This is a genomic window from Sphingopyxis sp. H115, assembly GCF_001468465.1.
GTDB lineage: Bacteria > Pseudomonadota > Alphaproteobacteria > Sphingomonadales > Sphingomonadaceae > Sphingopyxis.
Map to the genome: position 1 here is coordinate 15,738 of NZ_LNSA01000039.1, position 22,999 is coordinate 38,736.

The 22,999-nt window shown below is 63.3% G+C and carries 20 protein-coding genes and 1 pseudogene; 14 read left to right on the top strand and 7 right to left on the bottom strand.

Annotated features, from left to right (window positions below; all coding sequences use genetic code 11):
- Positions 1 to 61: 61 nt before the first annotated feature.
- Positions 62 to 1,597, top strand: coding sequence for a BCCT family transporter (locus ATE71_RS19455; RefSeq protein WP_058804997.1), 1,536 nt, complete (start codon positions 62 to 64; stop codon positions 1,595 to 1,597).
- 16 nt (positions 1,598 to 1,613) lie between these two features.
- Here the strand turns inward: ATE71_RS19455 and ATE71_RS19460 are convergent, their stop codons facing one another.
- A complete protein-coding gene (locus ATE71_RS19460) occupies positions 1,614 to 3,689 on the bottom strand; it encodes a M13 family metallopeptidase (RefSeq protein ID WP_058804998.1) in 2,076 nt (691 codons plus the stop codon).
- Between the two features lie 272 nt (positions 3,690 to 3,961).
- Between ATE71_RS19460 and uvrA the strand changes: the two genes are divergently transcribed.
- Positions 3,962 to 6,850, top strand: a complete 2,889-nt coding sequence (gene uvrA, locus ATE71_RS19465; protein ID WP_058804999.1) for an excinuclease ABC subunit UvrA — start codon at positions 3,962 to 3,964, stop codon at positions 6,848 to 6,850.
- A gap of 278 nt (positions 6,851 to 7,128) precedes the next feature.
- On the opposite strand, the gene ATE71_RS19470 is transcribed toward uvrA, so the two are convergent.
- Positions 7,129 to 7,437: a putative quinol monooxygenase gene (locus ATE71_RS19470; protein WP_058805000.1), complete on the bottom strand. Its 309-nt coding sequence runs from the start codon at positions 7,435 to 7,437 to the stop codon at positions 7,129 to 7,131.
- Positions 7,438 to 7,588: 151 nt separating this feature from the next.
- On the opposite strand from ATE71_RS19470, the gene ATE71_RS19475 reads away from it, so the two are divergent.
- From ATE71_RS19475 to phoB, 8 genes are all read left to right on the top strand, one after another.
- Positions 7,589 to 8,467, top strand: a complete 879-nt coding sequence (locus ATE71_RS19475) for a hypothetical protein (protein ID WP_152998858.1) — start codon at positions 7,589 to 7,591, stop codon at positions 8,465 to 8,467.
- Complete coding sequence (locus ATE71_RS22330; protein ID WP_152998859.1) at positions 8,445 to 8,879, top strand: hypothetical protein; 435 nt, start codon at positions 8,445 to 8,447, stop codon at positions 8,877 to 8,879. The genes ATE71_RS19475 and ATE71_RS22330 overlap by 23 nt, the downstream gene beginning before the upstream one ends.
- Positions 8,880 to 9,031: 152 nt before the next feature.
- A complete protein-coding gene (locus ATE71_RS19480) occupies positions 9,032 to 10,081 on the top strand; it encodes a substrate-binding domain-containing protein (protein WP_058805002.1) in 1,050 nt (349 codons plus the stop codon).
- 208 nt (positions 10,082 to 10,289) lie between these two features.
- The gene (pstC, locus tag ATE71_RS19485; RefSeq protein WP_058805003.1) at positions 10,290 to 11,666 is read left to right on the top strand and encodes a phosphate ABC transporter permease subunit PstC; all 1,377 of its coding nucleotides are present in this window, start codon (positions 10,290 to 10,292) and stop codon (positions 11,664 to 11,666) included.
- Positions 11,659 to 12,915, top strand: a complete 1,257-nt coding sequence (gene pstA, locus ATE71_RS19490; RefSeq protein WP_058805004.1) for a phosphate ABC transporter permease PstA — start codon at positions 11,659 to 11,661, stop codon at positions 12,913 to 12,915. The genes pstC and pstA overlap by 8 nt, the downstream gene beginning before the upstream one ends.
- Positions 12,916 to 12,917: 2 nt before the next feature.
- Entirely contained in the window at positions 12,918 to 13,700 is a 783-nt protein-coding gene (gene pstB, locus ATE71_RS19495; RefSeq protein ID WP_058805005.1) for a phosphate ABC transporter ATP-binding protein PstB, read from the top strand.
- Between the two features lie 25 nt (positions 13,701 to 13,725).
- Positions 13,726 to 14,448, top strand: coding sequence for a phosphate signaling complex protein PhoU (gene phoU / locus ATE71_RS19500; RefSeq protein ID WP_058805006.1), 723 nt, complete (start codon positions 13,726 to 13,728; stop codon positions 14,446 to 14,448).
- Positions 14,448 to 15,146 carry a phosphate regulon transcriptional regulator PhoB gene (gene phoB, locus ATE71_RS19505; protein WP_058805007.1) on the top strand — a complete coding sequence of 233 codons (699 nt, stop codon included), beginning with the start codon at positions 14,448 to 14,450 and terminating at the stop codon, positions 15,144 to 15,146. The genes phoU and phoB overlap by 1 nt, the downstream gene beginning before the upstream one ends.
- Positions 15,147 to 15,224: 78 nt before the next feature.
- Here phoB and ATE71_RS19510 read toward each other — a convergent pair whose 3' ends face one another.
- Positions 15,225 to 16,112 carry an OmpA family protein gene (locus ATE71_RS19510; protein ID WP_058805018.1) on the bottom strand — a complete coding sequence of 296 codons (888 nt, stop codon included), beginning with the start codon at positions 16,110 to 16,112 and terminating at the stop codon, positions 15,225 to 15,227.
- Positions 16,113 to 16,503: 391 nt separating this feature from the next.
- On the opposite strand from ATE71_RS19510, the gene ATE71_RS19515 reads away from it, so the two are divergent.
- A complete protein-coding gene (locus tag ATE71_RS19515; protein ID WP_058805008.1) occupies positions 16,504 to 17,151 on the top strand; it encodes a nickel uptake transporter family protein in 648 nt (215 codons plus the stop codon).
- 29 nt (positions 17,152 to 17,180) lie between these two features.
- Here ATE71_RS19515 and ATE71_RS19520 read toward each other — a convergent pair whose 3' ends face one another.
- Positions 17,181 to 18,524 carry an OprO/OprP family phosphate-selective porin gene (locus tag ATE71_RS19520; protein WP_058805009.1) on the bottom strand — a complete coding sequence of 448 codons (1,344 nt, stop codon included), beginning with the start codon at positions 18,522 to 18,524 and terminating at the stop codon, positions 17,181 to 17,183.
- A gap of 201 nt (positions 18,525 to 18,725) precedes the next feature.
- Here ATE71_RS19520 and ATE71_RS19525 point away from each other — a divergent pair, with 201 nt between their 5' ends.
- The 3 genes from ATE71_RS19525 (at position 18,726) to ATE71_RS19535 (ending at position 21,487) form a co-directional block, all read left to right on the top strand.
- Positions 18,726 to 19,628, top strand: a complete 903-nt coding sequence (locus ATE71_RS19525) for an SDR family oxidoreductase (RefSeq protein WP_058805010.1) — start codon at positions 18,726 to 18,728, stop codon at positions 19,626 to 19,628.
- A gap of 57 nt (positions 19,629 to 19,685) precedes the next feature.
- Entirely contained in the window at positions 19,686 to 20,336 is a 651-nt protein-coding gene (locus ATE71_RS19530; protein WP_058805011.1) for a DUF4328 domain-containing protein, read from the top strand.
- Positions 20,337 to 20,413: 77 nt separating this feature from the next.
- Positions 20,414 to 21,487 carry a hypothetical protein gene (locus tag ATE71_RS19535; RefSeq protein WP_058805012.1) on the top strand — a complete coding sequence of 358 codons (1,074 nt, stop codon included), beginning with the start codon at positions 20,414 to 20,416 and terminating at the stop codon, positions 21,485 to 21,487.
- On the opposite strand, the gene ATE71_RS19540 is transcribed toward ATE71_RS19535, so the two are convergent.
- The 3 genes and pseudogenes from ATE71_RS19540 to ATE71_RS22615 all read right to left on the bottom strand — a co-directional run.
- Positions 21,465 to 21,812 carry a DUF2794 domain-containing protein gene (locus ATE71_RS19540; protein WP_058538102.1) on the bottom strand — a complete coding sequence of 116 codons (348 nt, stop codon included), beginning with the start codon at positions 21,810 to 21,812 and terminating at the stop codon, positions 21,465 to 21,467. The genes ATE71_RS19535 and ATE71_RS19540 overlap by 23 nt on opposite strands.
- A complete protein-coding gene (epsC, locus tag ATE71_RS19545; protein WP_058805013.1) occupies positions 21,812 to 22,528 on the bottom strand; it encodes a serine O-acetyltransferase EpsC in 717 nt (238 codons plus the stop codon). Before epsC ends, ATE71_RS19540 begins: the two co-directional genes overlap by 1 nt.
- An 83-nt stretch (positions 22,529 to 22,611) precedes the next feature.
- Positions 22,612 to 22,999 (bottom strand): annotated as a pseudogene (locus ATE71_RS22615) (hypothetical protein); the annotation flags it as partial.

Sequence of the window (22,999 nt, forward strand, 5' to 3'; positions counted from 1 at the left end):
TGACCTCGTCCGGGGCAACCGCCATGCTGTACCGTCTTATCCTCTCCGATCGGCCGATCTATTGCCAGCATCCCGAAAATATCCGCTCAACCGCCCCGTCTTCTTCACGCCGCTCGTGGTCCTTATGGCCGCCGTACTCCTCAGCCTTTGGCAGGGAAGCGCGTTCCTCGCGTTCGAAACGGCGATCAACGACTGGATCCTGCGCAGCTTTTCGCCGCTCTTCGCCTGGGCGGGGATCGCTTTCCTCGCGCTGCTCGCTGGCATCGCGCTGTCGCCGCTCGGCGGGCACATCATCGGCGGACCGCAGGCTATTCCGATACTGACCCGCTGGCGATGGTTCGCGGTGACGCTATGCACGACGATCGCGACCGGGATCCTGTTCTGGGGCGCCGCCGAACCGCTGTTCCATCTCAACGATCCGCCCGCGATGCTCGGGCTCGAACCCGGCAGCGACGCCGCCGCGACCTTCGCCATGTCGACAATGTTCCTGCACTGGACGCTCACGCCCTATGCCATCTACACCGTCGCGGGGCTCGCCTTCGCGCTCGTCTATTACAACCTCCGCGAACCGTTCAGTCTGTCGTCGCTGTTCGTCCCGCTGATCGGCCAACGCGCGCATGGCCCCGTCGGGACGGGGATCGATATCGTCTGCCTCTACGCGCTCGTCGCCGGAATGGCCGCGTCGCTCGGTGCAGGCGTTCTCGCGCTGGCCGGAGGTATCGAGGGGCTGAGCGGTCTCTCCGGCGGCGCACCGTTGCGCTGGGCGATCGCCCTCGCGATCGTGGCGACTTTCGTCGTTTCGGCCGCCCTCGGCCTCCGGCGCGGTATCACCCGCCTCTCGCTCCTGAATATCTGGCTGTTCTTTGCCATCCTGCTGTTCGTGCTTGTCGCCAACCCGGCCACCGGACGCCTCCCGACGCTGGGGCTTTCCGGCCTGGGCGATTATGTCGACACCTTCCTGCCGCGCAGCGTCGGGGCCGATGTCGATCCCGATTGGCACCGGCAATGGACGATTTTCAACTGGGGCAACTGGTTTGCATGGGCGCCCGTGACCGCATTGTTCCTTGGTCGGCTCGCGGTCGGCTATTCGGTGCGCGCCTTCATCTTGTTCAACCTCCTCCTCCCGGCCTTGTTTGGCACGATCTGGATGATCGTTATCGCCGGCACCACGATTGCGCTCGACCAGCAGTCTGGGGGTAGTCTTTATGCCGTCCTCACCAGCGTCGGCCCCGATCCCCTGCTCTACCGACTGTTCAGTCAGCTCGGCGGTGGCAGCCCGGTACTGGTGCTGCTGATCGGCGCGATCTTCCTCTCTTACGTTACTGCGGCCGACAGCAATGTCTCGGCGATGAGCGCGCTGTCCACAAATGGCATTTCGCCCGAGACGCCGGAAGCCCCGCTCGCCGTCAAGATCGTCTGGGGGACCGTGGTCGGGCTCGTCGCTACCGTTCTCGTCGCGGCGGCGGGGATCGACGGCATCCGCATGATGTCGGTCCTTGGCGGTTTCCCTGCGCTGTTCGTTATCCTCGGCGCCGCCTTGTCGCTGGCGGTGATGGCGGTACGGGGACGGCACGAGGCCGCCCCCGCCCAATCCTGAGAAAGGGGTCTCAGGACTACCAGATTTTCGTCCGCGCTTCGGGCGTCAGATAATATCTGGCGCCCGCTTCGACGCCGAACGCCTTGTACCACGCATCGACGTTCCGCACAGGCCCGATAATGCGCCAGCGCGCGGGACTGTGCGGATCGCTCGCCACCTGCTGCTTGATCGAATCCTCGCGCGCCTTGTCGCGCCAGGCCTGCGCGAAGGCGAGGAAGAAGCGTTGGTCGCCGGTCAGCCCGTCGATCACTGGCGCCTCCTTGCCCCCCAGCGAGCGGTGGTAGGCGTCGTAAGCGACCTCCAGCCCCGCAAGGTCGGCGATATTCTCGCCCATCGTCAGGTCGGGGTTGATGAAGGCGCCTGGGGCGGCTTCATAGGTCGCATATTGCGCCCCGAACGCCTTTGCCTGCGCATCAAAACGGGCGGCATCCTCGGGCGTCCACCAGTCGCGTACCGCGCCCTCAGCATCAATTTTGCGCCCCTGATCGTCGAAGCCGTGGGTGATCTCGTGGCCAATAACGGCACCGATCGCGCCATAGTTCACTGCGTCGTCGACACCCTCGCTGAAATAGGGCGCTTGCAGGATACCCGCCGGGAACACGATCTTGTTCTCGAGCCCGCCATTATAGGCGTTCACCTCCTGAGGGTTCATCGACCATTTCTTGCGATCGACGGGCTTGTTCAAGTCCGACAGCGAATAGGCATATTCGAAGGCCGCGCTGCGCTTCACATTGCCGTACAGGTCGGCGGGGTCGATCCTGAGCCCCGAATAGTCGCGCCATTTGTCGGGATAGCCGACCATGACGTCCATCTTCGCGAGCTTCGCCAACGCCGCTTCCTTGGTCGCCGGCGCCATCCAACTGTTGGCGCGAATGCGATCGCCCATCGCCAGCTTCAAATTGGCGACCAGCGCTTCCATCTTGGTCTTTGCACTCGCCGGGAAATATTGTTTCGAATAGGTTTCGCCGACCAACTCGCCAAGGCTGCCGTCGACCAACGTCAGCCCGCGTTTCCACCGCGGGCGGAGTTCGCCCACCCCGCTCAGCGCCTTGGTATATTCGAAGCGGCTGTCGACGAAGGCTTTTGGCAAATAGGGCGCCGCATTATTGGCGACATGGAATTGCTGCCAAAGCTTGATCGTGTCGAGCGGCGTTTTCGCATAGAGCGCCGCGATGTCGCGGATCGCGGTATTTTCGTTGACGATTATGCGCTTTTGCGGCGCGATTCCCGCGCCGGCGAACCAGGCGCTCCAGTCAAGCCCCGGCGCATAAGCCGCGAGTTCTTCCGACGACATCGGATTGTTGATCTTGCCGATATCGCGGCGGTCGGCGATCGCCCAGCTGACCTTCGCGATCTCGGTCTCGAATGCCATAATCGCATCGGCCGCCTTTTCTGGCGCGGCGTTCCCGATCATCTTCATGGTTCGCGCGATATAGGCGCGATAGGCGTCGCGCTGCGGCTTGAAACTGTCATTCAGATAATAGTCGCGCTCGGGTAGGCCGAGCCCGCCCTGTCCCAGCCAGAGGACATTGACCGTCGGATCGGCGGTATCGGCATAGGGTCCGCCGCCGACGATCGTCGCCCCGAAGGTCCCCTGCGTTCCGCCCATGAATTGCGCCATGGCGCTCTTGTCCGCGATCTTGGCGACGGCATCGATATCGGCCATCAGCGGCGTCGCGCCCAAGGCCTCGACCCGCGCCTCGTCCATGAAGCTCTGGTACAGGCCGCCCACCTGGCTCGTCGCCGGCGCGCCCGCCACGAGCGCGCGCAACTGGCGCTGGGTCAGGTTATAGACGTCGTAATCGACCCCTGCCGAGGCCTGATCGGACGGAATTTCGGTGCGCGCGAACCAGCCGCCATTGGCATATTTGTCAAAATCGTCGCCCGGTTTCACCGAGGTATCGCGGGCGCCCAGATCGACGCCCCATTCGCCGAACGTCAGGGCTTTCAGCGATCCCTCATCCATGCCATCCGCGCCTTCCGCTGTCCCCGCAACATAGGCCGCAGGCACATTTTCGCGCGCCAAAGCCGGCGATGCCATCAACGTCGCCACGATCGCGAGGCCCGCAGCCGCGCCCAGATATTTCGTCATTCCCCAGTCTCCTACGGCCCCGGCGGCGCTCCACCGGCGCCGGGGTGATGCCTACCCTTGTCCGGCTGCCGCGCCGGACGGTCAAGCGACCGGCCCGGCATTGGTCGAAGGCTTTGGGAGGTTGGTGGAAAGGGCTCCGTTGCACCCGCTCCCTTCGCTTCCTATTTACCGCATGATGCTCGGTCGAAGGCCCCTTGCGCCCTAAGAACAAATCTGGAACATACCCCTCCCATGAGTCTCACCCATATTTCCCGTCGGCATGGGCGTTCCCAATGCTGACCCACATTAAAGTTCGCGGCGCGCGCGAGCATAATCTCAAGGGCGTCGACGTCGACCTGCCGCGCGACGCGCTGATCGTCATCACCGGCCTGTCGGGCAGCGGCAAATCGTCGCTCGCGTTCGACACCATCTATGCCGAGGGGCAGCGGCGCTATGTCGAGAGCCTGTCGGCTTACGCGCGCCAGTTCCTCGAAATGATGCAGAAGCCGGACGTCGAGCATATCGACGGCCTGTCGCCCGCGATCAGCATCGAGCAGAAGACGACGAGCCGGAACCCGCGCTCGACCGTCGCGACGGTGACCGAGATCTACGACTATATGCGCCTGCTATGGGCGCGCGTTGGCATCCCCTATTCGCCCGCGACGGGCGAGCCGATCAGTGCGCAGACGGTCAGCCAGATGGTCGACCGGGTGATGGAATTGCCCGAGGGTACGCGCGCCTATCTGCTCGCCCCCGTCGTTCGAGGCCGCAAGGGCGAGTATAAGAAGGAACTCGCGCAGTGGCAGAAGGACGGCTTCACGCGCGTCCGCATCGACGGCGAATTTTACGAGATCGGCGAGGCGCCCACGCTCGACAAGAAATACAAGCATGACATCGAGGTGGTCGTCGACCGCGTCGCAGTGCGCGAGGGCCTGGAAACGCGCCTCGCCGACAGTTTCGAGACCGCGCTGAAGCTCGCCGAAGGGCTCGCCTATGTCGACCTCGCCGACGGCCCGGTGCCGGGACGCGAGGAGGAAGATACGGGCGGCGCGATGAAGGGCGCCGGCATCCCCGCGAACCGCCTGATCTTCTCCGAGAAATTCGCCTGCCCTATCAGCGGCTTCACGATCGCCGAGATCGAGCCGCGATTGTTCAGCTTCAACGCGCCGCAGGGTGCGTGTCCGGCGTGCGACGGCCTCGGCGAGCGGCTCGAATTCGACCCCGAACTCGTCGTCCCCAACCATGCGCTGAGCCTGAAGAAGGGGGCGGTCGTGCCGTGGGCGAAATCGAATCCGCCCTCGCCTTACTATATGCAAGTGCTTGAAAGCCTGGGCAAAGCCTATGACTTCGGGCTCGACACGCCGTGGCAGGACCTGCCCGGCGCGGTGCAGCAGATCATCCTCTACGGCACCGGCGGGATGCCGGTCGAGCTGACCTTCAAGGACGGCAAGCGCACCTATACGACGCACAAGGCGTTCGAAGGTGTCATCGGCAACCTCAATCGCCGGATGTTGCAGACCGAGAGCGCGTGGATGCGCGAGGAGCTGGGAAAATACCAGACCGCGCAGCCGTGCGAGACGTGCCACGGCGCGCGGCTGCGCCCCGAACCGCTCGCGGTCAAGATCGCGGGCGAGGATATCAGCATGTCGGCGCAGCGCAGCGTCGCCGATGCGCTCCACTGGTTCAGCACGCTCGACGAAAAGCTGAACGACACGCAGCGGCAGATCGCAAAGGCGATCCTGAAAGAAATCAACGAACGGCTCGGCTTCCTCAACAATGTCGGGCTCGACTACCTCAACCTCAACCGCACCAGCGGCACGCTGAGCGGCGGCGAGAGCCAGCGTATCCGCCTCGCGAGCCAGATCGGCAGCGGCCTGTCGGGCGTGCTCTACGTCCTCGACGAACCGAGCATCGGCCTGCACCAGCGCGACAACGACCGACTGCTCGCGACGCTGAAGCGGCTGCGCGACCTTGGCAACACGGTGATCGTCGTCGAGCATGACGAGGATGCGATCCGCCACGCCGACTATGTCGTCGACATGGGCCCCGGCGCGGGGGTCCACGGCGGCGAGATCGTCGCGCAAGGCACGCTGAAACAGGTGCTCGCGAACAAGAAGAGCCTGACCGCGGCATACCTGACCGGCGCGAAGAAGATCGAGGTGCCCGCGCACCGCCGCCCCGGCAACGGCTTCGACCTGGTGCTGAAGGGCGCGCGCGCGAACAATCTCAACAATGTCACCGCCAAGATCCCGCTCGGCACCTTCACCTGCGTCACCGGCCTGTCGGGCAGCGGCAAGTCGAGCCTGATCATCGACACGCTCTATGCCAGCGCGGCGCGCGTGCTCAACGGCGCGCGCCTGGTCGCGGGGCCGCACGACAGCCTCTCCGGCCTCGAACATTGCGACAAGGTGATCGACATCGACCAGTCGCCGATCGGCCGCACCCCGCGGTCGAACCCCGCCACCTATACCGGCGCCTTCACGGTGATCCGCGACTGGTTCGCGGGGCTGCCCGAGGCGCAGGCGCGCGGGTACAAGCCCGGGCGTTTCAGCTTCAACGTCAAGGGCGGGCGGTGCGAGACGTGCACCGGCGACGGGCTGATCAAGATCGAGATGCACTTCCTGCCCGACGTCTATGTGACGTGCGAGACGTGCCACGGCAAACGCTACAACCGCGAAACGCTCGAGGTGAAGTTCAAGGGGATGAGCATCGCCGACGTGCTCGACATGACGGTCGAGGATGCGGCGGAGTTTTTCAAGGCGGTCCCCGCGATCCGCGACAAGATGGCGATGCTCGTGCGCGTCGGGCTGGGCTATATCAAGGTCGGACAGCAGGCGACGACGCTGTCGGGGGGCGAGGCGCAGCGGGTGAAGCTCGCCAAGGAACTCTCGCGCCGCTCGACCGGGCAGACGCTCTATATCCTCGACGAGCCGACCACCGGGCTGCATTTCGAGGATGTGCGAAAATTGCTCGAAGTGCTGCAGGCGCTGGTCGATCAGGGCAACAGCGTCGTGGTGATCGAGCATAACCTCGATGTCATCAAGACCGCCGACTATATCCTCGACCTCGGCCCCGAGGGCGGGGTCAAGGGCGGCGAGATCGTCGCGGCGGGGACGCCCGAACAAGTGGTGAAGGAAAAGCGCAGCTTCACCGGGCAATATCTGGCGCCGCTGCTCAAATAAGCCCCTCCCGCTTGCCGCGAAGGTTTGGGGAGGGCTTGTTCCGCAGCCTCGTCATCGCGGACTTGATCCGGGATCCATCCGGCCTGTCGCAAGTGGCCCCCGGATCAAGTCCGGGGTGACGAAGCATGTAAATTCCGTTCGCATCGAGCGAAGTCGAGATGCCCAAGCCGCGTACACGAAGGATGGGTGTCTCGACTTCGGCTAAAGGCCGAAGTTCATCCTGAGCGCCTGCCAAGGCAGTCGAAGGGCTCGACACGAACGGATTTCGAAAGACGGCCCTACCCCATCAGCTTTGCGGTGATATCCTCGACGGCATAGATGCGGATCGCGGGCGGCTGCGGCGAGAGCGCGCGCATCTCCGCCACGAAGGCGCGCGATGCGGGCAGCGCGAAATGCGCGCGCACGGCCTCGACGCTCTCCCACTCCTCGACGAACATCAGCCGGTCGGGGTTTTCGACATCGATATGGCAATTGTGCGCCAGACACCCCGGTTCGGAACGCGACCGCGCGCTATGCTCGGCACCGAGCGCGATCATGCACTCGCGATGCTCGGGGGTCAGGATGATGTGGCCGGTGATGAGGATCATAGATTGTTTGAGTCACAGTGTCGGCAGAAGTGAGAATTACTGTATCTTGGGTTGCCACAATCTACGAAGGCCAAGCCATGCTGAAACTCGTGACACGTACAGTTGACAAAGCATATATTTAGCATCAATTCTTCTTTCGAGGGAGAGCAAAGTGCCAGAAAGAAAATTTACTCTTTTCCACTTTAGTTTAATTCCTATTGCGCAAACATCAATCATGATGCGCACGCAGGACACTAGAGAAGAATGGCTTAGGCATGCTCTTAAAATTCCATTTGAATTCGGCCATTTCGCCGGAATGACACTTCATTGGGTACCGCAGGGTGATGCCGATGAATGCATCGTGGGCCTCATTCAGCGGACCCGGGTACATGAATTGCACCAATCCCCTGACGAGGGAGGTGGCGAAATTACTAAGGAAGAATGGCAGGGCGCCTATGTTGTTGTGGACCCTACGCACCATGACGAGGGCCAGAGAGTTGCGGTTGAGAATGACGTCGTCGGCAAGCCCAGCAGCCTCATCAAGTCGCTAGTAAAGCACATAAACATGCTGCAGGAAGCGCCGTATCAAATCGAGATTGAGCCCTTGTTCGATGCTTCGCGATTTTGGGCTTTCGCCAATCGACACGACAATGTGATGAAAAAGATCGATTTCGATTTTGTTGTACCAAATATGTGGAGCACCGAATCTGACCTAGATGCCGATTTAAGGGATACGGGAAGAACAACCGGCGCGGAACGGGTTCGAGTTGGCTTCCGCTCGGAGCATGGTGTTTCGACTGATAATCAAAAGGTTCGCGAAGGGGTCGATTATGCTGAAAGGGGCGCGGGAACTTTGTCAGCAAGGGCAATGGACGGCACACCTTTCCGCTCGACAAAACAGCCTCTGATATCTAAAATTCCGGCAGTCAAAGCCGGCGCTGATGCGATGTTGAAATACTTCGCTGGATTGAAGAGGACTATCCTTAGCCGTGGCAAAAATCCTACCTTGGATGATCTTAATCGCACTGATGACGGTGCTACTGACAATTAGTTTCGTCGAACCGCACCTTTTGAATGATCGGAATAAGTTCCTAGCTAATTTCGTAAACCACGAGCTTCTCGGCACGCTGGGCTTTATCGTTGCGGTCACGCTGGCATCTGCTGCCAGCGTTCATTTCGAATTAAATAAGATCGAAGATCAAACAGGAAAACCTTTTTTGCGTACAAGGTCCTCATTGAAGAGATCCGCTTATTCATTGATAGTACTTTTCGGGGCAGCTGGTGTCATAGTGATAGTCAAGCCACTACTTCCTAGTCCCGATTACAATAGAGCAGTTGCCAACTCCCTTGCTATCGGAATAATTTTTTTCAATCTTTCAGTTCTTCTTGACCTTACTCGAACTGTATTCAGGATTCCTTCTGCGGAAAATATAAAACGGATGGGAACAGGAGACCCCGCCTAGGCTTATCTATTAAGCGCGCCATCTCGCCAATCCATGACACTTCCATGACACTCCCTGTCACAAACACGTCACACAAAACCCCCATTGCGCACCCAGCGAGTCGTCGCGGGGGTGGCGGCTTGGTTCGGTAACGACCCCCGACAGGATACCCCATGCTGCAGAAATTCGCCCTCATCGCTGGCGCCGCCACTTGCGCGCTGGCGCTTTCCGCGTGCCAGGATCAGGCGTCTTCGGGCGGCGGCGCGCGCGATTTTATCAGCGCGGTCGGTTCCTCGACCGTCTATCCCTTTGCCACCGCGGTCGGCGAGAAGTTCGCCGAAGCGACGGGCAACAAGACGCCGAAGATCGACAGCACGGGCACCGGCGGCGGCTTCGAACGCTTCTGCGCCGGCGTCGGCGGCGACACCCCCGACATCGCGAACGCATCGCGCCGTATCAAGAAAAAGGAATTCGACACCTGCGCCGCGAACGGCGTCAAGGAGATCGTCGAAATCCAGGTCGGCATCGACGGCATCGCGCTGGGTGAAGCGCAGCGCGGTCCGGGCTTCAAGCTCAGCGAAGAAGATGTCTATAAGGCTCTGGCTGCCAACCCCTATGGCAAGCCGAACACCGCGAAGACGTGGAAAGACGTGAACCCCGCGCTTCCCGCGGTCGCGATCTCGGTCTTTGGCCCGCCGTCGACCAGCGGCACCTATGATGCGTTCAAGGAACTGATCCTCGGCAAGGGCTGCGACGCCAATCCCGAGATGAAGGCGCTGAAGGACAGCGACAAGGACAAGCATGAGGCGACCTGCACCACGCTGCGCGGCGCGCCTTATTATGTCGAGCAGGGCGAGAATGATAACCTCATCATCTCGAAGCTCGACAAGAACCCGACCAGCCTCGGCATCTTTGGCTTCAGCTACCTCGATGCCAACAAGGACAAGATCAAGGCGGTGCCGGTGCAGGGTGTCGCGCCCACTTACGCCGCGATCGCCGACGGCAGCTACCCCGGTTCGCGCCCGCTGTTCATCTATGTGAAGAAGGCGCATGTCGGCGTCGTCCCTGGCCTCGCCGAATATGTCGCCGAGTTCCTGAAGGGCGCGGCCGATGGCGGCTATCTGAACGCCAAGGGGCTGATCGTGTCGCCGAAGGCGATCGCCGACGCCGCGGCGGCGAACGGCAAGAACATGACCGCGCTGAACGGCGCCGAGCTGAAATAAGTTTCCTCCCGCTAGCGGCCGGGGCGGGTTCGCCCGGTCCGGCCGCCGCTTTTTGCTCTTTCTTTCCCTTCTCCCCGTTCGGGACCATCCAATCCCGCTCGATGCGAGCGGGGATGAGAGGGAAGAATATGACGCCGAGTCATAAATTTGCCACGCCGGTCGGCTTTGGACCGGACGCGACGATCGCGATGCGACGAACGGGGACAAAGTGACTTTCAACGCCGCCGCCCTTTTGCTTTTGATCGCCGGCCTGGCGCTGATCGGCTGGCTCGCCGGCCGTGCGCGGTCGAACCTGCTCGCCGGGCGTACGGGGACAAAGCTCCATTCGCGCCCGCAATATCACGGCTGGTACGTCGCGCTGTGGCTGTTCGCCCCCGCGGCGATCTTCCTTGCGGTGTGGTCCAGCGTGTCGCCCGCGCTGATCACCAACCAGGTGCTGACGAGCGAGGCGGCGCAGTCGCTCCCCGCCTTCGGCTTCGAGCGCGGGGCGATATTGTCCGACGCGCGGAGCGTCGCGCAGGGCGATCAGGCCGCGGTGCGGCTGCCCGCCGCGGCGCCGCTGGTGAAGCCCTATGCCGACGCCAGCCACAAATATGCATGGATCGGCATCGCGGCGATGCTCGCGCTGGCGCTCGCGGGCGGGCTCTATGCCTTCACGCGCATTCGCCCCGATTTCCGCGCGCGGAGCCGCGTCGAGAAGATCGTGATGCTGGTGCTGTTGCTCGCATCGCTCGTCGCGATCCTGACGACCTTTGGCATCGTGCTGTCGCTATTGTTCGAATCGATCCGCTTTTTCCGCCTCGTCTCGCCCGCCGAGCTGCTGTTCGGCACGACCTGGGCCCCGACGAGCGGCGCGCCGCAGCCCGATACCTTCGGCGGCATTCCGCTGTTCTGGGGCACGGTGCTGATCGGCGCGATCATCGCGATGATCGTCGCGATCCCGATCGGGATGATGACCGCGGTATACCTCACCCAATATGCCGCGCCCGCGGTGCGCAAATGGGTGAAGCCCTTGCTCGAGATCCTCGCGGGCGTGCCGACGGTCGTCTACGGCTATTTCGCCGCGCTGACGGTGGCGCCGGCCTTGCGCGAATTCGCGGTGATGATCGGCATTCCCAACGCCTCGACCGAAAGCGCGCTCGCCGCAGGCATCGTGATGGGCGTGATGATCATCCCCTTCGTCTCTTCGATGGCCGACGACAGCATCAATGCGGTGCCGCAGGCGATGCGCGACGGATCGCTGGCATTGGGCGCGACGCCGAACGAGACGATCCGCCAGGTGCTGATCCCCGCCGCGCTGCCGGGCGTGATGGGCGGCATCCTGCTCGCGGTCAGCCGCGCAATCGGCGAGACGATGATTGTCGTCATGGCGGCGGGCCTGTCGGCGAACATGACCGCCAACCCCTTTGCCAGCGTCACCACGGTGACCGCGCAGATCGTGAAATTGCTCACCGGCGACCAGGAGTTCGACAGCGCCAAGACGCTCGCCGCCTTCGCGCTCGGCCTCGTCCTCTTCATCGTCACGCTGCTGCTCAACATCGTCGCGCTGCGCATCGTCAAAAAGTATCGCGAAGCTTATGAATAGAGACACCGCCCCCACCGACTGGAAAGGCTCCACGATGCAAAAGCGCATCGCGGGCCGCTACGCCGCCGAACGCCGCTTCAAGCTGATGGGGCTGGGCGCGGTGCTGCTGTCGGGCGCCTTCCTCGCCTTCCTGCTGTTCGTGATGGTCGGCAACGGCGCGCGCGGCTTCATGTATACGCATGTCGCGGTGCCGATCGATTTCAAGGCGACGCCGCTGACCGTCGATACGGCGCGATTGTCGGACGCCGACGCCGACCAGGCGATTGCGAACGCGGGGCTGGCCGACATCGTCGCCTTTGCCGCCGACGAGGCGCTGGGCGACGGTGGATCGGCGCTGATCAGCGAGAATGCATGGAAGGAAGTGCGCAGCGCGATCAAGGACGATCCCAAGCTTTTGAACGGCAAGACCGTGTTCGAGCTGCCCGCCGCGTCCGAAGTCGACATCATGGCGAAGGAAGGCGCGCGCGGCGAACTTGGCGCGCGGGTCGACGCGCTGGAGAAGGACGGCAAGCTGTCGACGGGCATCCACTGGCCCTTCTTCAAGAACGCCGACGCCACCGACCCGGCGGTCGCGGGCATCTGGGGCGCATTGAAGGGGTCGGTGCTGACGATCTTCATCGCCTTCCTCATCGCCTTTCCGACCGGGGTGCTCGCGGCGCTGTATCTTGAGGAATATGCGCCGAAGAACCGCTGGACCGACCTGATCGAAGTGTCGATCAACAATCTCGCCGCGGTGCCCTCGATCATCTTCGGGCTGCTCGCGCTCGCGGTGTTCATCAACTGGTTCGGGCTGTGCCAGGCGAGCCCGCTCGTCGGCGGGCTGACCTTGGCGCTGATGACGATGCCGGTGATCGTGATCGCCAGCCGCAACGCGATCAAGTCGGTGCCGCCGTCGATCCGCGATGCAGCGCTCGGCGTCGGCGCCAGCCCGGTGCAGGTGGTGTTTCACCATGTGCTGCCGCTTGCGCTGCCCGGCATCCTCACCGGCACCATCATCGGCATGGCACGAGCTTTGGGAGAAACCGCCCCCCTGCTCCTCGTCGGCATGCGCGCCTTTATCGGCGACGTTCCGGGCGGCATCTGCTCGCCCTCGACCGTACTGCCGATGCAGATTTTCCTCTGGTCCGACGAGGTCGACCGGGGCTTTGTCGAGAAAACCTCCGCCGCGATCATCGTGCTGCTTATCGTGCTGCTGTCGATGAACGCCTTTGCGATCTATCTTCGCAACAAATTCGAAAAACGCTGGTGACCATGACACAAGAAGACCTGACCATTACCGACCCCAAGATGAAGGCGCACGGCGTCAACGTCTTCTATGGCGAGAAACAGGCGATCAAGGATGTGTCGATCGACGTCGGCACCGACCTTGTAACCGCGTTCATCGGCCCGTCGGGCTGCGGCAAGTCGACCTTCCTGCGCTCGCTCAATCGGATGAACGACACCGTCGCAAGCGCGCGCGTCACTGGGCAGATCGAGCTCGACGGCGAGGATATCTATGCGCCGTCGATGGACGTCGTGCAGTTGCGCGCGCGCGTCGGCATGGTGTTCCAGAAGCCCAACCCCTTTCCCAAATCGATCTACGACAATGTCGGCTACGGCCCGCGCATCCACGGGCTCGCGCCGTCGAAGGCCGAACTCGACCTCGTCGTCGAGCGCGCGCTGGTGCGCGCCGGCCTGTGGGACGAGGTCAAGGACCGGCTCGGCGAAAGCGGCACTGCCCTGTCGGGCGGCCAGCAGCAGCGCCTGTGCATCGCGCGCGCGATTGCGGTCGACCCCGAAGTGATCCTGATGGACGAGCCCTGTTCGGCGCTCGACCCGATTGCGACCGCGAAGATCGAGGAGCTGATCCACGAATTGCGTGGCAAATATGCTATCGTGATCGTCACGCACAATATGCAGCAGGCGGCCCGCGTGTCGCAGCGCACCGCGTTTTTCCACCTCGGGACGCTGGTCGAATATGGCAAGACCACCGACATCTTCACCAACCCGAAGCAGGAACGCACCAAGGACTATATTACCGGCCGCTACGGCTGATCCGTAGCGCAACAGGACAAGAGTGATGGCATTAACGAACGATCATACGGTCAAGGCCTTCGACGAGGATATCAACCGCCTGCGCGGGCTGATCAGCGAAATGGGCGGCCGCGCCGAACAGGCGCTGCTCCAGGCGATGACGGCGCTGAACAAGGGCGACCTCGACCTTGCGGCGCAGGTCGTGCGCGACGACAAGAAGATCGACGCGCTCGAGGCGGAGGTCGAACAGCTCACCGTCCAGACCATCGCGCTGCGCGCGCCGATGGCCGACGATCTGCGCGAAATGATCGCGGCGCTGAAAATCGTCTCAGTCGTGGAGCGCATCGGCGACTATGCCAAGAATATCGCCAAGCGCGTTGCGCTGATGGACCAGACGCGGTCGATCGAAGCGATCCCGGTGCTGATGTCGATGTCGAACATTGTCGTCGAGCTGGTCCACGACGCGCTCGACAGCTTTGCCGCACGCGACGCCGAACTTGCGGTGCGGGTCACCGTCCGCGACAAGAATGTCGACGATTTCTACAACAGCATCTTCCGCACGCTCGTCACCTTCATGATGGAAAATCCGAAATATATCTCGGAAAGCGCGCATCTGCTGTTCGTCGCCAAGAATCTCGAGCGCATGGGCGACCATGCGACCAACATCGCCGAGATGGTCTATTATGTCGTCACCGGCGAACGGATGGAGGAACGCGAGCGCGGCGAGACGCCCGAAGAAAGCGCCGCGGCGGAGAAGGAGCAAGGCTGATGCCGCAGCCCGACCTGCTGCTCATCGAGGATGACGAGGCGATCGCCGAGCTCATCGTCTGGCATTTCGCGCGCGAGGGTTTCTCGGTCCGCCAGACACCCGACGGCGAACAGGCGCTCGTTCTCGTCGAGGAACGCGTGCCCGATATCGTCCTGCTCGACTGGATGATCGAGAGCCTGCCCGGCATCGAGGTCTGCCGGCGCCTGCGCCGCAATCCCAAGTCGGCGAATGTCCCGATCATCATGCTCACCGCGCGCGGCGAGGAAGAGGACCGCATCCGCGGGCTCGAGACCGGCGCCGACGATTATGTCACCAAGCCGTTCAGCCCGCGCGAACTGGTCGCACGCGTGTCGGCGGTACTCCGCCGCCTCCGCCCCGCGCTCGCTGGCGAGATGCTGAGCTATGCCGACATCGAGCTCGATTCGGTCGCGCACAAGGTCGTGCGGAACGGCCAGATCGTTGCGATGGGGCCGACCGAGTTCCGCCTGCTCCGCCATTTCATGGAACATCCGGGACGCGTCTTTTCGCGCGGGCAATTGCTCGACAGCGTGTGGGGCCAGGACAGCGACATCGAACTGCGCACGGTCGACGTCCATATCCGCCGCCTGCGCAAGGCGATCAACCTGCCCGGCACAGCGGACATCATCCGCACGGTGCGATCGGCGGGTTATGCGCTCGACGCGGGGAAGAGCGTCTGACGGCTGCCAGAATCCGGACCCAATGAAAGGCGGGGCGGGCCACTGCCCACCCCGCCCTTCTTGTCCGCTATGGTCGGCTTAAATGCCGTCGACGGCCTTGCTGACCAGAATATTCACCGCAACGCGGCGATTCATCGCTTTGCCTTCGGGCGTGCTGTTGTCCGCCGCCGGGTCGGCTTCTGCCATGCCGGTCGGGGTCAGCATGCGATAGGGCTTCCAGCCACAGGCCTGCTGGAGGTGGTTGACCACCCGGCTGGCGCGCTTTTCGCTGAGCGTCTGGTTGAATTCCTGACTGCCCGTCGAATCGGTGTAGCCGACAACGAGGAGCAACGCATTCTCGGTGCTGTTGGCCTGGTTTGCCGCGGCGCACAGATCGGCCTTGGCCTGTTCGGACAGCACGGCCTTGCCGGTATCGAAATTGACGTTGGTCGTCGCCTTGACATTATATTGGTCGATATCGCCGACACGGCCGCGTAGCGCTTCGGTGGCAGCGGTCTGTTCGGCGAAACGCTGGTCGGTGCCGGTCCGGATCATCGAGGCGGTGCGCAGATCCTTGGTCTTCAGCGCGACCTCGTTGGCGACCAGTCCGCCGTCCCATTGCAGGGTTTCGACCGTCACCGGCAGACCGTTGAGCAGCGCGTCGGCGGCGAGCTTGTTCTTGCTGAGCCCGAGGAAGCCGCCGCTGCCCTTGATCTTGGTGTAATCGGCGATCGCGATCGTCTGATTGCTGCCGTCGGCCGTCGTGACCTGCATCCGGCCATCGCGGCGCGCCGAGATGATACCCTCGACCTTGGGGCCTTCTGTCATCTGGTCCGGCGTCGGAAGCGTACCATAAACGGTCGCCATGACGTCGGCCGACGCCTCTTCCGGCTGCGCATCTTGCTGCGCCGCGAAGCTGCCCGTTGCCGGCGCAGCCATCATCGCCATCAGCAACAAGGCTCCCGAAGTCTTGGAAACGGCACCCATATACATCTCCTTCATCTTGAAATCCGTCGGGCCCGCGCCTTCGCGTGACCCTTTCTGGCACATGAATACTCGCGGAACGGGCCAAAGTTGCGCGGTTCGTCGGGCGCAATGCACGGCCAGCCGCCTCGGCCGAATGGCAAAAAGGCGCGGATTTGTGGGGGTCAGGATCAAAATCGACAGTCATTGCATCGACTTGGGCCGGACGTGCCCAGCCGATCGCCACGGGACCCGCATATCAGACAAAAACACCCGTCGAGGACGCGCCAATCGGGCCGGTCGTTGCGCTAGTAATAATCGTTTGCAATAATTGCCGGCGAGCGCCAAGGCTCGCGTCGCGCCGCAGCGATGGCGTCACGCCTATTCCGGCCTACCCAGCAAAGGAACAAACGACATGACGAAATGGATCGCCGCGCTTCTGGCCGCGAGTTCGCTGGCCGCGCCAGCCTCCGCGCACGAAGTCTGGATCGAACGCGACGGCGCGGGGCCCGCGCGCATCTATCTCGGCGAACCCGCCGACCCGGTTCCGGCGAACGGCGATCCCGAATTTCCCAAGCTGAAGGCGCCCGCGCTGTTCGCTGAAAGCCGCGATCACCCTGCCCCGCTGGTGCGGCACGCGAACCACATCGAAGCGGCCGTTTCGGCGCCGGGGGACGTGCGGTTGGTCGACGACAATGTCTTCGAGCCGTGGGCGGGTGAGGACGGCCAGTTGCAGGGCGTCGTCTATCATGCACGCGCCGGACGCAACGAAACGCGTCACGCGCTCGACCTCGAGATCGTGCCGCTGGCCGCCGGCGGAAACAGTTTTGCCGTCCTGTGGCAAGGCACCCCCGTTCCCGGCGCCAAGCTGACGATCATCGACCCCGACCGATGGACCAAAACCTATGTCGCCGACGCGAGGGGCGCGCTCACGGTGCCGCCACGCGGCAACGGGCGATATCTGCTGTCGACATCGCACGAGGTCAAAGGCGACCGCACGCTGTCGGGCAAGGTCGTCGCGAGCACCATCCATGTATCCACCCTGACTTACCTCGCGCCCTAGGGCCGGGCCCTGGCGCGCGCCGGCGATCGTCAGAAAACGATCTGCGCGCGCGCGCCGACGCTGTCGACGCCATAGTCGCGGTCACCGTCGGCGGGAATGACCGCGTCGCGATATTGCAACCGCGCATAATTGACCATGAAGCGCACATAATCGATCGGTGTCCAGATCAGCGACGCCATATAGCCGTCCTGTTTGCCGCCGACGATGCCCGCGTCGTTGAGATCGAGATGGTCGTAGCGCAGGTTGATCTGCCAGGCGCCGATCCCGCCGCTGCCGACGGGATTCTTGACGCGGATTTCCTTGAAGATGCCGTCCTTGTACGCGCGACTGTCGTCGGTCAGGAACAGGCCCATTTCCACCGAACCGCCGAAGAATTGCGGGTCGGCGAACCCCGGCCGATCGACCGACTGCCAAAAGGCCTCCGCTGCGCCGTGCAGGCGGCCGCGAATGAAGGCCGCCTCTGCGCCGAAGCCGGTTTCCGCCTCGGCCTCGATCGTCGGGGTCGCGACAAAGCGGATGTCGGCGCTGTGAACAAGCGGGCGCTGGCGATACCGCACCGTCGGCACGGTATCGCCAAGCTTGCGCCAGTGCGCCGATCCGCCGAAGTGGAGTTGGGTCTTGCCCGCCTTGGGCGCATAGACGACGCGGCCATCGAAGCTGTAGCCGTCATTCCCGCTGTCGAGCGCGGTAAAATTGTCGGTGAACACCCCGCCCTGCAACAGTAGGGCGCCGGTCGAATATTCGGCCGAGATGCCCGCACGGCGGATGAAGTTGAAGGCGTCGGTAAAGGCGGCGCGCTCGATGAAGCTGGTGTCGTTGCTGCTCGACAATTCCTCGAGCCCCTGGAACGTGTTGTGCTGGCCGACGGTCAGTTTCAGCGGCCCGTCGTGATAGGTCAGGAACGCGTCGAGCAGCACGACGTCGCTTTCGGCGAAATCGGCCTCGACCTTATATCCGAAGCCGCCGGGGATCGTCCCGCCGACCCCCATGCGGACGCGGCGCAGTTCGTTGGAAAAGCCAAGCGCGGGGTCGGCGATCGCGCCCGGCGCGCCGACATGGGCGGCATCGACCTGAATGCGGCCGCGCGGCTTGAAGCTCCAGCCATCGGCGGTCTTGATCTCGGGCGCGCCCTTCCATTTGATCTGCGTTGCCGACGCTTCAGGCGCGGGAGCCGGGGCGGGAGCCGGCGCCGAAACGGCAGGCGGCGACGCCTGGTCGAGGCGCGCTTCCAATGTTTCGACCTTCGCTCGAAGCGCCGCGAGTTCGGCTCGCAGCGCGGCCGCCTCCTCGGCGCTCATCGCCTGAGCATGCGCCGTCCCCGGCAGGTTGAACATCGACGTCGCCAAGAGGGCGGCGGCCAGGGCGTGGCGCATGAACGAAAGCTCCGTTGCGAAAAGGTGACTGTTCGATGGCGCTATTATTGCTGATATATGACAATCTGGCGTCACTGAAATGACATTTTGGTTGCAAGCGATGTTTCCCATGGCGCGCATCCCCCTTGCCTGCCCGCGATGAACGGCTAAGGACGATCGCGTTTTCATTGGCAACCATTCAGCCTTTTCCGGGAGACCATCATGACGATCAAATTTGACGGCCGCGTTGCTATTGTCACCGGCGCCGGCGGCGGCCTTGGCCGCGCCTATGCGCTCGAACTCGCGCGGCGCGGCGCCAAGGTCGTCGTCAACGATCTCGGCGGATCGCGCGATGGCACCGGCCATTCGGACGCGGCGTTGCAGGTGGTCGAGGAAATCCGCGCCGCGGGCGGCACCGCGATGTCGAACGGCGGCAGCGTCACCGAATATGATCAGATGGTCGAAATGGTCGCCAAGGCCAAGGAAGAATGGGGCGGCGTCCACGTCCTCATCAATAACGCCGGCATCCTGCGCGACAAGAGCTTCGCCAAAATGGAACCCGCCGATTTCGACCTCGTGCTGAAGGTCCATGTGTCAGGCAGCGCCAATGTTACCAAGGCCTGCTGGGAAACGATGCGCGAGCAGGCCTATGGCCGCATCCTCATGACCGCCTCGTCGACAGGCCTTTACGGCAATTTCGGTCAGGCCAATTATGGCGCGGCGAAGCTCGGCCTCGCCGGTCTCACCAAGACGCTGCACCTCGAAGGCGCGAAATATAACATCCGCTGCAACACGATCGCGCCGGTCGCGGGCACGCGGATGACCGAGGACATCTTCCCCGCCGAGCTGTTCGAGAAGTTCACGCCCGAAAATGTCGTCCCGGCCGCGCTCTATCTCGTCAGCGAAGACGCGCCGACCAACATGATCGTCGGCGCAGGCGCAGGCGCGTTCCACGCCGCCTATGTCACCATGACCCCCGGCGTCGCGCTGCCCGAAGGCGAGCGCACCCCCGAAGGCGTGGCCGCTGCATGGGAAAAGATCATCGACCGCACCGGAGAAACCGTCCCACAATCGGGCAGCGAGCAATCGATGAACGTCATGAAAGCGTTGATGGCGTTGAGCTGAAACTGATACACCTTTCTGCATAGGGGCGCCGGGCGGCGTTCCTGTGCGGGGGAAGACATGGCGGAAATGAGCCTCGGCGACGGTATCGACCTGCTTCAGCAGCGGGCGAAGATCGTCAAAATCTTGCTGATCGCCGGATTTGCCACAACGGTCGCCGTTCTGATCGGCGAATTCGGCGAGCTCGGCGGGAGCCTTCATATCGAAAACCCCGACCCGTCGCCGATGGAGCAGCTCTATCTGATCGTGCTGCTGGTCAGCACGCTCGTTACGCTGATCACGGTCGTCTTGTTCGCGATGTGGATCTACCGCGCGGCGGCGAATGTGGTCGCTGCTGCGACGCCGGGCTTCGATTTCACTCCTGAATGGGCGGTCGGCTGGTATTTCATTCCCTTCGCCAATCTCGTCCAGCCGTTCCTCGCGATGCGTCAGATCTGGAATGCGAGCCATTCAGGCGGAACCGATCTCGATCGCGGCGCACCGATCCTGACCCTGTGGTGGACGTTGTGGCTGGCGTCGAACATCAGCGCCAACATCTCAATGCAGGTGGGCTTCCGCGCGACAAGCGTCGAAATGTACAAGCTGTCGGTTCAGATCGGCGCCCTGTCGTCGATCCTCAGCCTTGCGCTGCTTATCGTCGGTACGCGGCTGGTCGAACGGCTGACGGCGGCGCAGCGCGACCATCTTTCGCCCGCGCATATCTTTGCCTGACTTATCGTATTGCATCACTAACACAGCAATGCTACAAGCATGGCGGGGCAAGGGGATCGGACAGAAGGACGACCCCGATGTATAGTGAAAGCGACCTGCAAGCCGCGGTCGATGCAAAGGTACTGACGCCGGAGGCCGCATCGGCTTTCCGGTCGCATATTGCATCGGTGCGCGCCGCGCCCGGAGCGGACGAGGAATCATTCCGCCTTATCACCGGTTTCAACGATATTTTCGTCAGCATCGCGGCGGTGATCCTGCTCGTCGCGGTCGGCTGGATCGGCGCGTCGATCCACCCCGCGCTCGGCGGCGCGTTCGTCGCCGCGTCGGCGTGGTTCCTCGCCGAATATTTCACCCGCAAACGGCGCATGGCGCTGCCCAGCATCGTCCTGGTCCTTGCCTTTTCGGGCGGCGTTTTCGCGACAATGGTCGGCTTCCTCGTCAAGCATGGCGAATCCATTTTCGGCCGTGATGTCGGCGAAACGACCGGCGCGATCCTGATCGGATCGATGGCGCTGGTGACCGCCGCTGCGACCTGGCTCCACTGGAAACGCTTCATGGTGCCGATCACCGTCGCCGCGGGAACCGCCGCGCTGGCGGCAACCGCCGTTGCGCTAGTGCTCGCGGTCGCAGGCGTCGCCAGCCCCGACGGCACGCTGCCGATGGCGCTGGTGCTGATCGCCGGGCTCGGCGTCTTCACCCTCGCCATGTGGTGGGACCGCAGCGACCGCGTGCGCCAGACGCGGCGCAGCGACGTCGCCTTCTGGCTCCACCTGCTCGCCGCACCGATGATCGCGCATCCGGTCTTTCACCTGCTTGGCGTGACCGACGGCAGCGACATCGGCAGCGGTGCCGCGGTGATGGTCGTCGGCATCTATGTCGTTTTCGGGCTGATCGCGCTGGCGATCGATCGCCGCGCACTGCTCGTCTCGGCCCTCGCTTATGTGCTCTTCGCGCTGACCCAGCTGTTCCGCGAGTTCGGCGCGGTCGAGCTGAATGTCGCGATGACCGCGTTCGTGATCGGTTCGGCGCTGCTACTGCTGTCGGCCTTCTGGCAGAATGCCCGCGCGGTGGTCGTCGGCTTCCTTCCCGACAATCTTGCGAACCAGCTGCCCGCGACGACCCGTACGGTCAGTCTCCAACCAGCTTCATAAGCTTGCGTTCGACGGGGGCGAGCACATTCGAAAGCTCGTCCCCGCGCTTCAAAATCGCCCCGGCTTCGGAGACAAGGGCCCACATGCCCTGCCGGCTCCGCAAGGCGGGGCGTTTTTCTATGCGGTATTCAGGCCGCTCGGCAGCGCGGCGAAAGGCCGAGAAGATTGCGGCATCGCGGTGGAAATCCATCGCATAGTCGCGCCAATGCCCCGCCGCGACCATGCGGCCGTAAAGGTCGAGGATGCGCATCAATTCGGGGCGCTCGAAGCCGGTCTGCTGCGGTGCCGCCCGATTATTGAACGGCAGGGGCGTGACCGTTCCCATCAGGCGCCGGTCCGGCTCCCTTTGCGCCGCGGCGCTTCATCCTCGGCCGCGAGCTCGCGTTCCTCGAGCAGCGCCTTCAGCTGCTTCTGCATCTGGTCGAGCTGGCATTGCAACAGTTCGACCTTTTGCGTCGCGGGATCGAAGGTTTCGCTGCACGGCGTACCATAGGGCACGAATTCGCGCGCATATTCGGTCGCGTCGAGCAAGGTCGACCGTGCGGGAATGCCCACCATCACCGCCCCTTCGGGCACATCCTTGGTCACCACGGCATTGGCGCCGACGCGCGCACGCGCGCTGACGGTGACGGGGCCCAGTATCTGCGCGCCGGACCCGACGATGACGTCGTTTTCCAGCGTCGGGTGGCGCTTGCCGCCGATGCCGTTCGCGGGATCGGTGCCGCCGAGCGTCACGCCCTGATAGATCGAGACATTGTCGCCGATCTCGGCCGTCTCACCGATCACAACGCCAAAGCCATGGTCGATGAACAAGTGCCGGCCGATTATCGCGCCCGGATGGATGTCGATCGCGGTCAGGAAGCGCGACAGATGATTAATGAAACGCGCAAGGAAGAACAGCCGCGCCTCGAACAGCCAGTGCGCGATGCGGTGCATGCCGACCGCGAGCAGACCCGGATAGAGCAATATTTCCCAACGCGACCGCGGCGCCGGGTCGCGCGCCTTGATCGAATCGAGATAGGCGATCAGCCCGTTGAACATGCAATGTCCCCTGCGACCCTATTTGTTCTCACCAAGATAGATGTTCGGTCTCGCCTTTTCCAGCCCCGCGCGCTTTTTAATCATCAACGTCCGAACAGGCCGATGCGCAGCAGAAGCAGCCCTTCGCCGCGCAAATGCCGTTCGCCGTCGCCGGCGGCCAGCGCCCCCGCCCAGCGATCGAGCATCACGAGCGACCGACTTCCGGCGAAATCGCGGTGCGGCGGCGCCGCGCACACCTTGGCCTCGGCAAGCAGGTGACGCGCATCGTCGGCGCCTTGGGCGACGGCGGCGCCCCACAAAATCCCCCATCGTTTGCCCGCGGATTCGATGCCACCGGACAAGAAAAAAAGGCGGGCGCCAAAACTTTCCGCCGCCATGCGCCGTTCGTCGAGACCCTCCGCGAGCAGCATCGCTTCAGCAGCATCGACCAGTGCGTCGAGCCCGCCCTGCCCCGCCCAGCTTGCCTGAAGC

Bases quoted from the DNA above. Each gene is read 5' to 3' on its own strand.
- epsC (WP_058805013.1), bottom strand. From the start codon at position 22,528: ATGTTCAACGGGCTGATCGCCTATCTCGATTCGATCAAGGCGCGCGAC.
- ATE71_RS19540 (WP_058538102.1), bottom strand. From the start codon at position 21,812: ATGGGAACGGTCACGCCCCTGCCGTTCAATAATCGGGCGGCACCGCAG.
- pstB (WP_058805005.1), top strand. From the start codon at position 12,918: ATGACACAAGAAGACCTGACCATTACCGACCCCAAGATGAAGGCGCAC.
- pstA (WP_058805004.1), top strand. From the start codon at position 11,659: ATGAATAGAGACACCGCCCCCACCGACTGGAAAGGCTCCACGATGCAA.
- ATE71_RS19510 (WP_058805018.1), bottom strand. From the start codon at position 16,112: ATGGGTGCCGTTTCCAAGACTTCGGGAGCCTTGTTGCTGATGGCGATG.
- ATE71_RS22330 (WP_152998859.1), top strand. From the start codon at position 8,445: ATGACGGTGCTACTGACAATTAGTTTCGTCGAACCGCACCTTTTGAAT.
- ATE71_RS19460 (WP_058804998.1), bottom strand. From the start codon at position 3,689: ATGACGAAATATCTGGGCGCGGCTGCGGGCCTCGCGATCGTGGCGACG.
- uvrA (WP_058804999.1), top strand. From the start codon at position 3,962: ATGCTGACCCACATTAAAGTTCGCGGCGCGCGCGAGCATAATCTCAAG.
- ATE71_RS19515 (WP_058805008.1), top strand. From the start codon at position 16,504: ATGACGAAATGGATCGCCGCGCTTCTGGCCGCGAGTTCGCTGGCCGCG.
- phoB (WP_058805007.1), top strand. From the start codon at position 14,448: ATGCCGCAGCCCGACCTGCTGCTCATCGAGGATGACGAGGCGATCGCC.
- phoU (WP_058805006.1), top strand. From the start codon at position 13,726: ATGGCATTAACGAACGATCATACGGTCAAGGCCTTCGACGAGGATATC.
- ATE71_RS19525 (WP_058805010.1), top strand. From the start codon at position 18,726: ATGACGATCAAATTTGACGGCCGCGTTGCTATTGTCACCGGCGCCGGC.
- ATE71_RS19520 (WP_058805009.1), bottom strand. From the start codon at position 18,524: ATGCGCCACGCCCTGGCCGCCGCCCTCTTGGCGACGTCGATGTTCAAC.
- ATE71_RS19480 (WP_058805002.1), top strand. From the start codon at position 9,032: ATGCTGCAGAAATTCGCCCTCATCGCTGGCGCCGCCACTTGCGCGCTG.
- ATE71_RS19530 (WP_058805011.1), top strand. From the start codon at position 19,686: ATGGCGGAAATGAGCCTCGGCGACGGTATCGACCTGCTTCAGCAGCGG.
- ATE71_RS19535 (WP_058805012.1), top strand. From the start codon at position 20,414: ATGTATAGTGAAAGCGACCTGCAAGCCGCGGTCGATGCAAAGGTACTG.
- ATE71_RS19470 (WP_058805000.1), bottom strand. From the start codon at position 7,437: ATGATCCTCATCACCGGCCACATCATCCTGACCCCCGAGCATCGCGAG.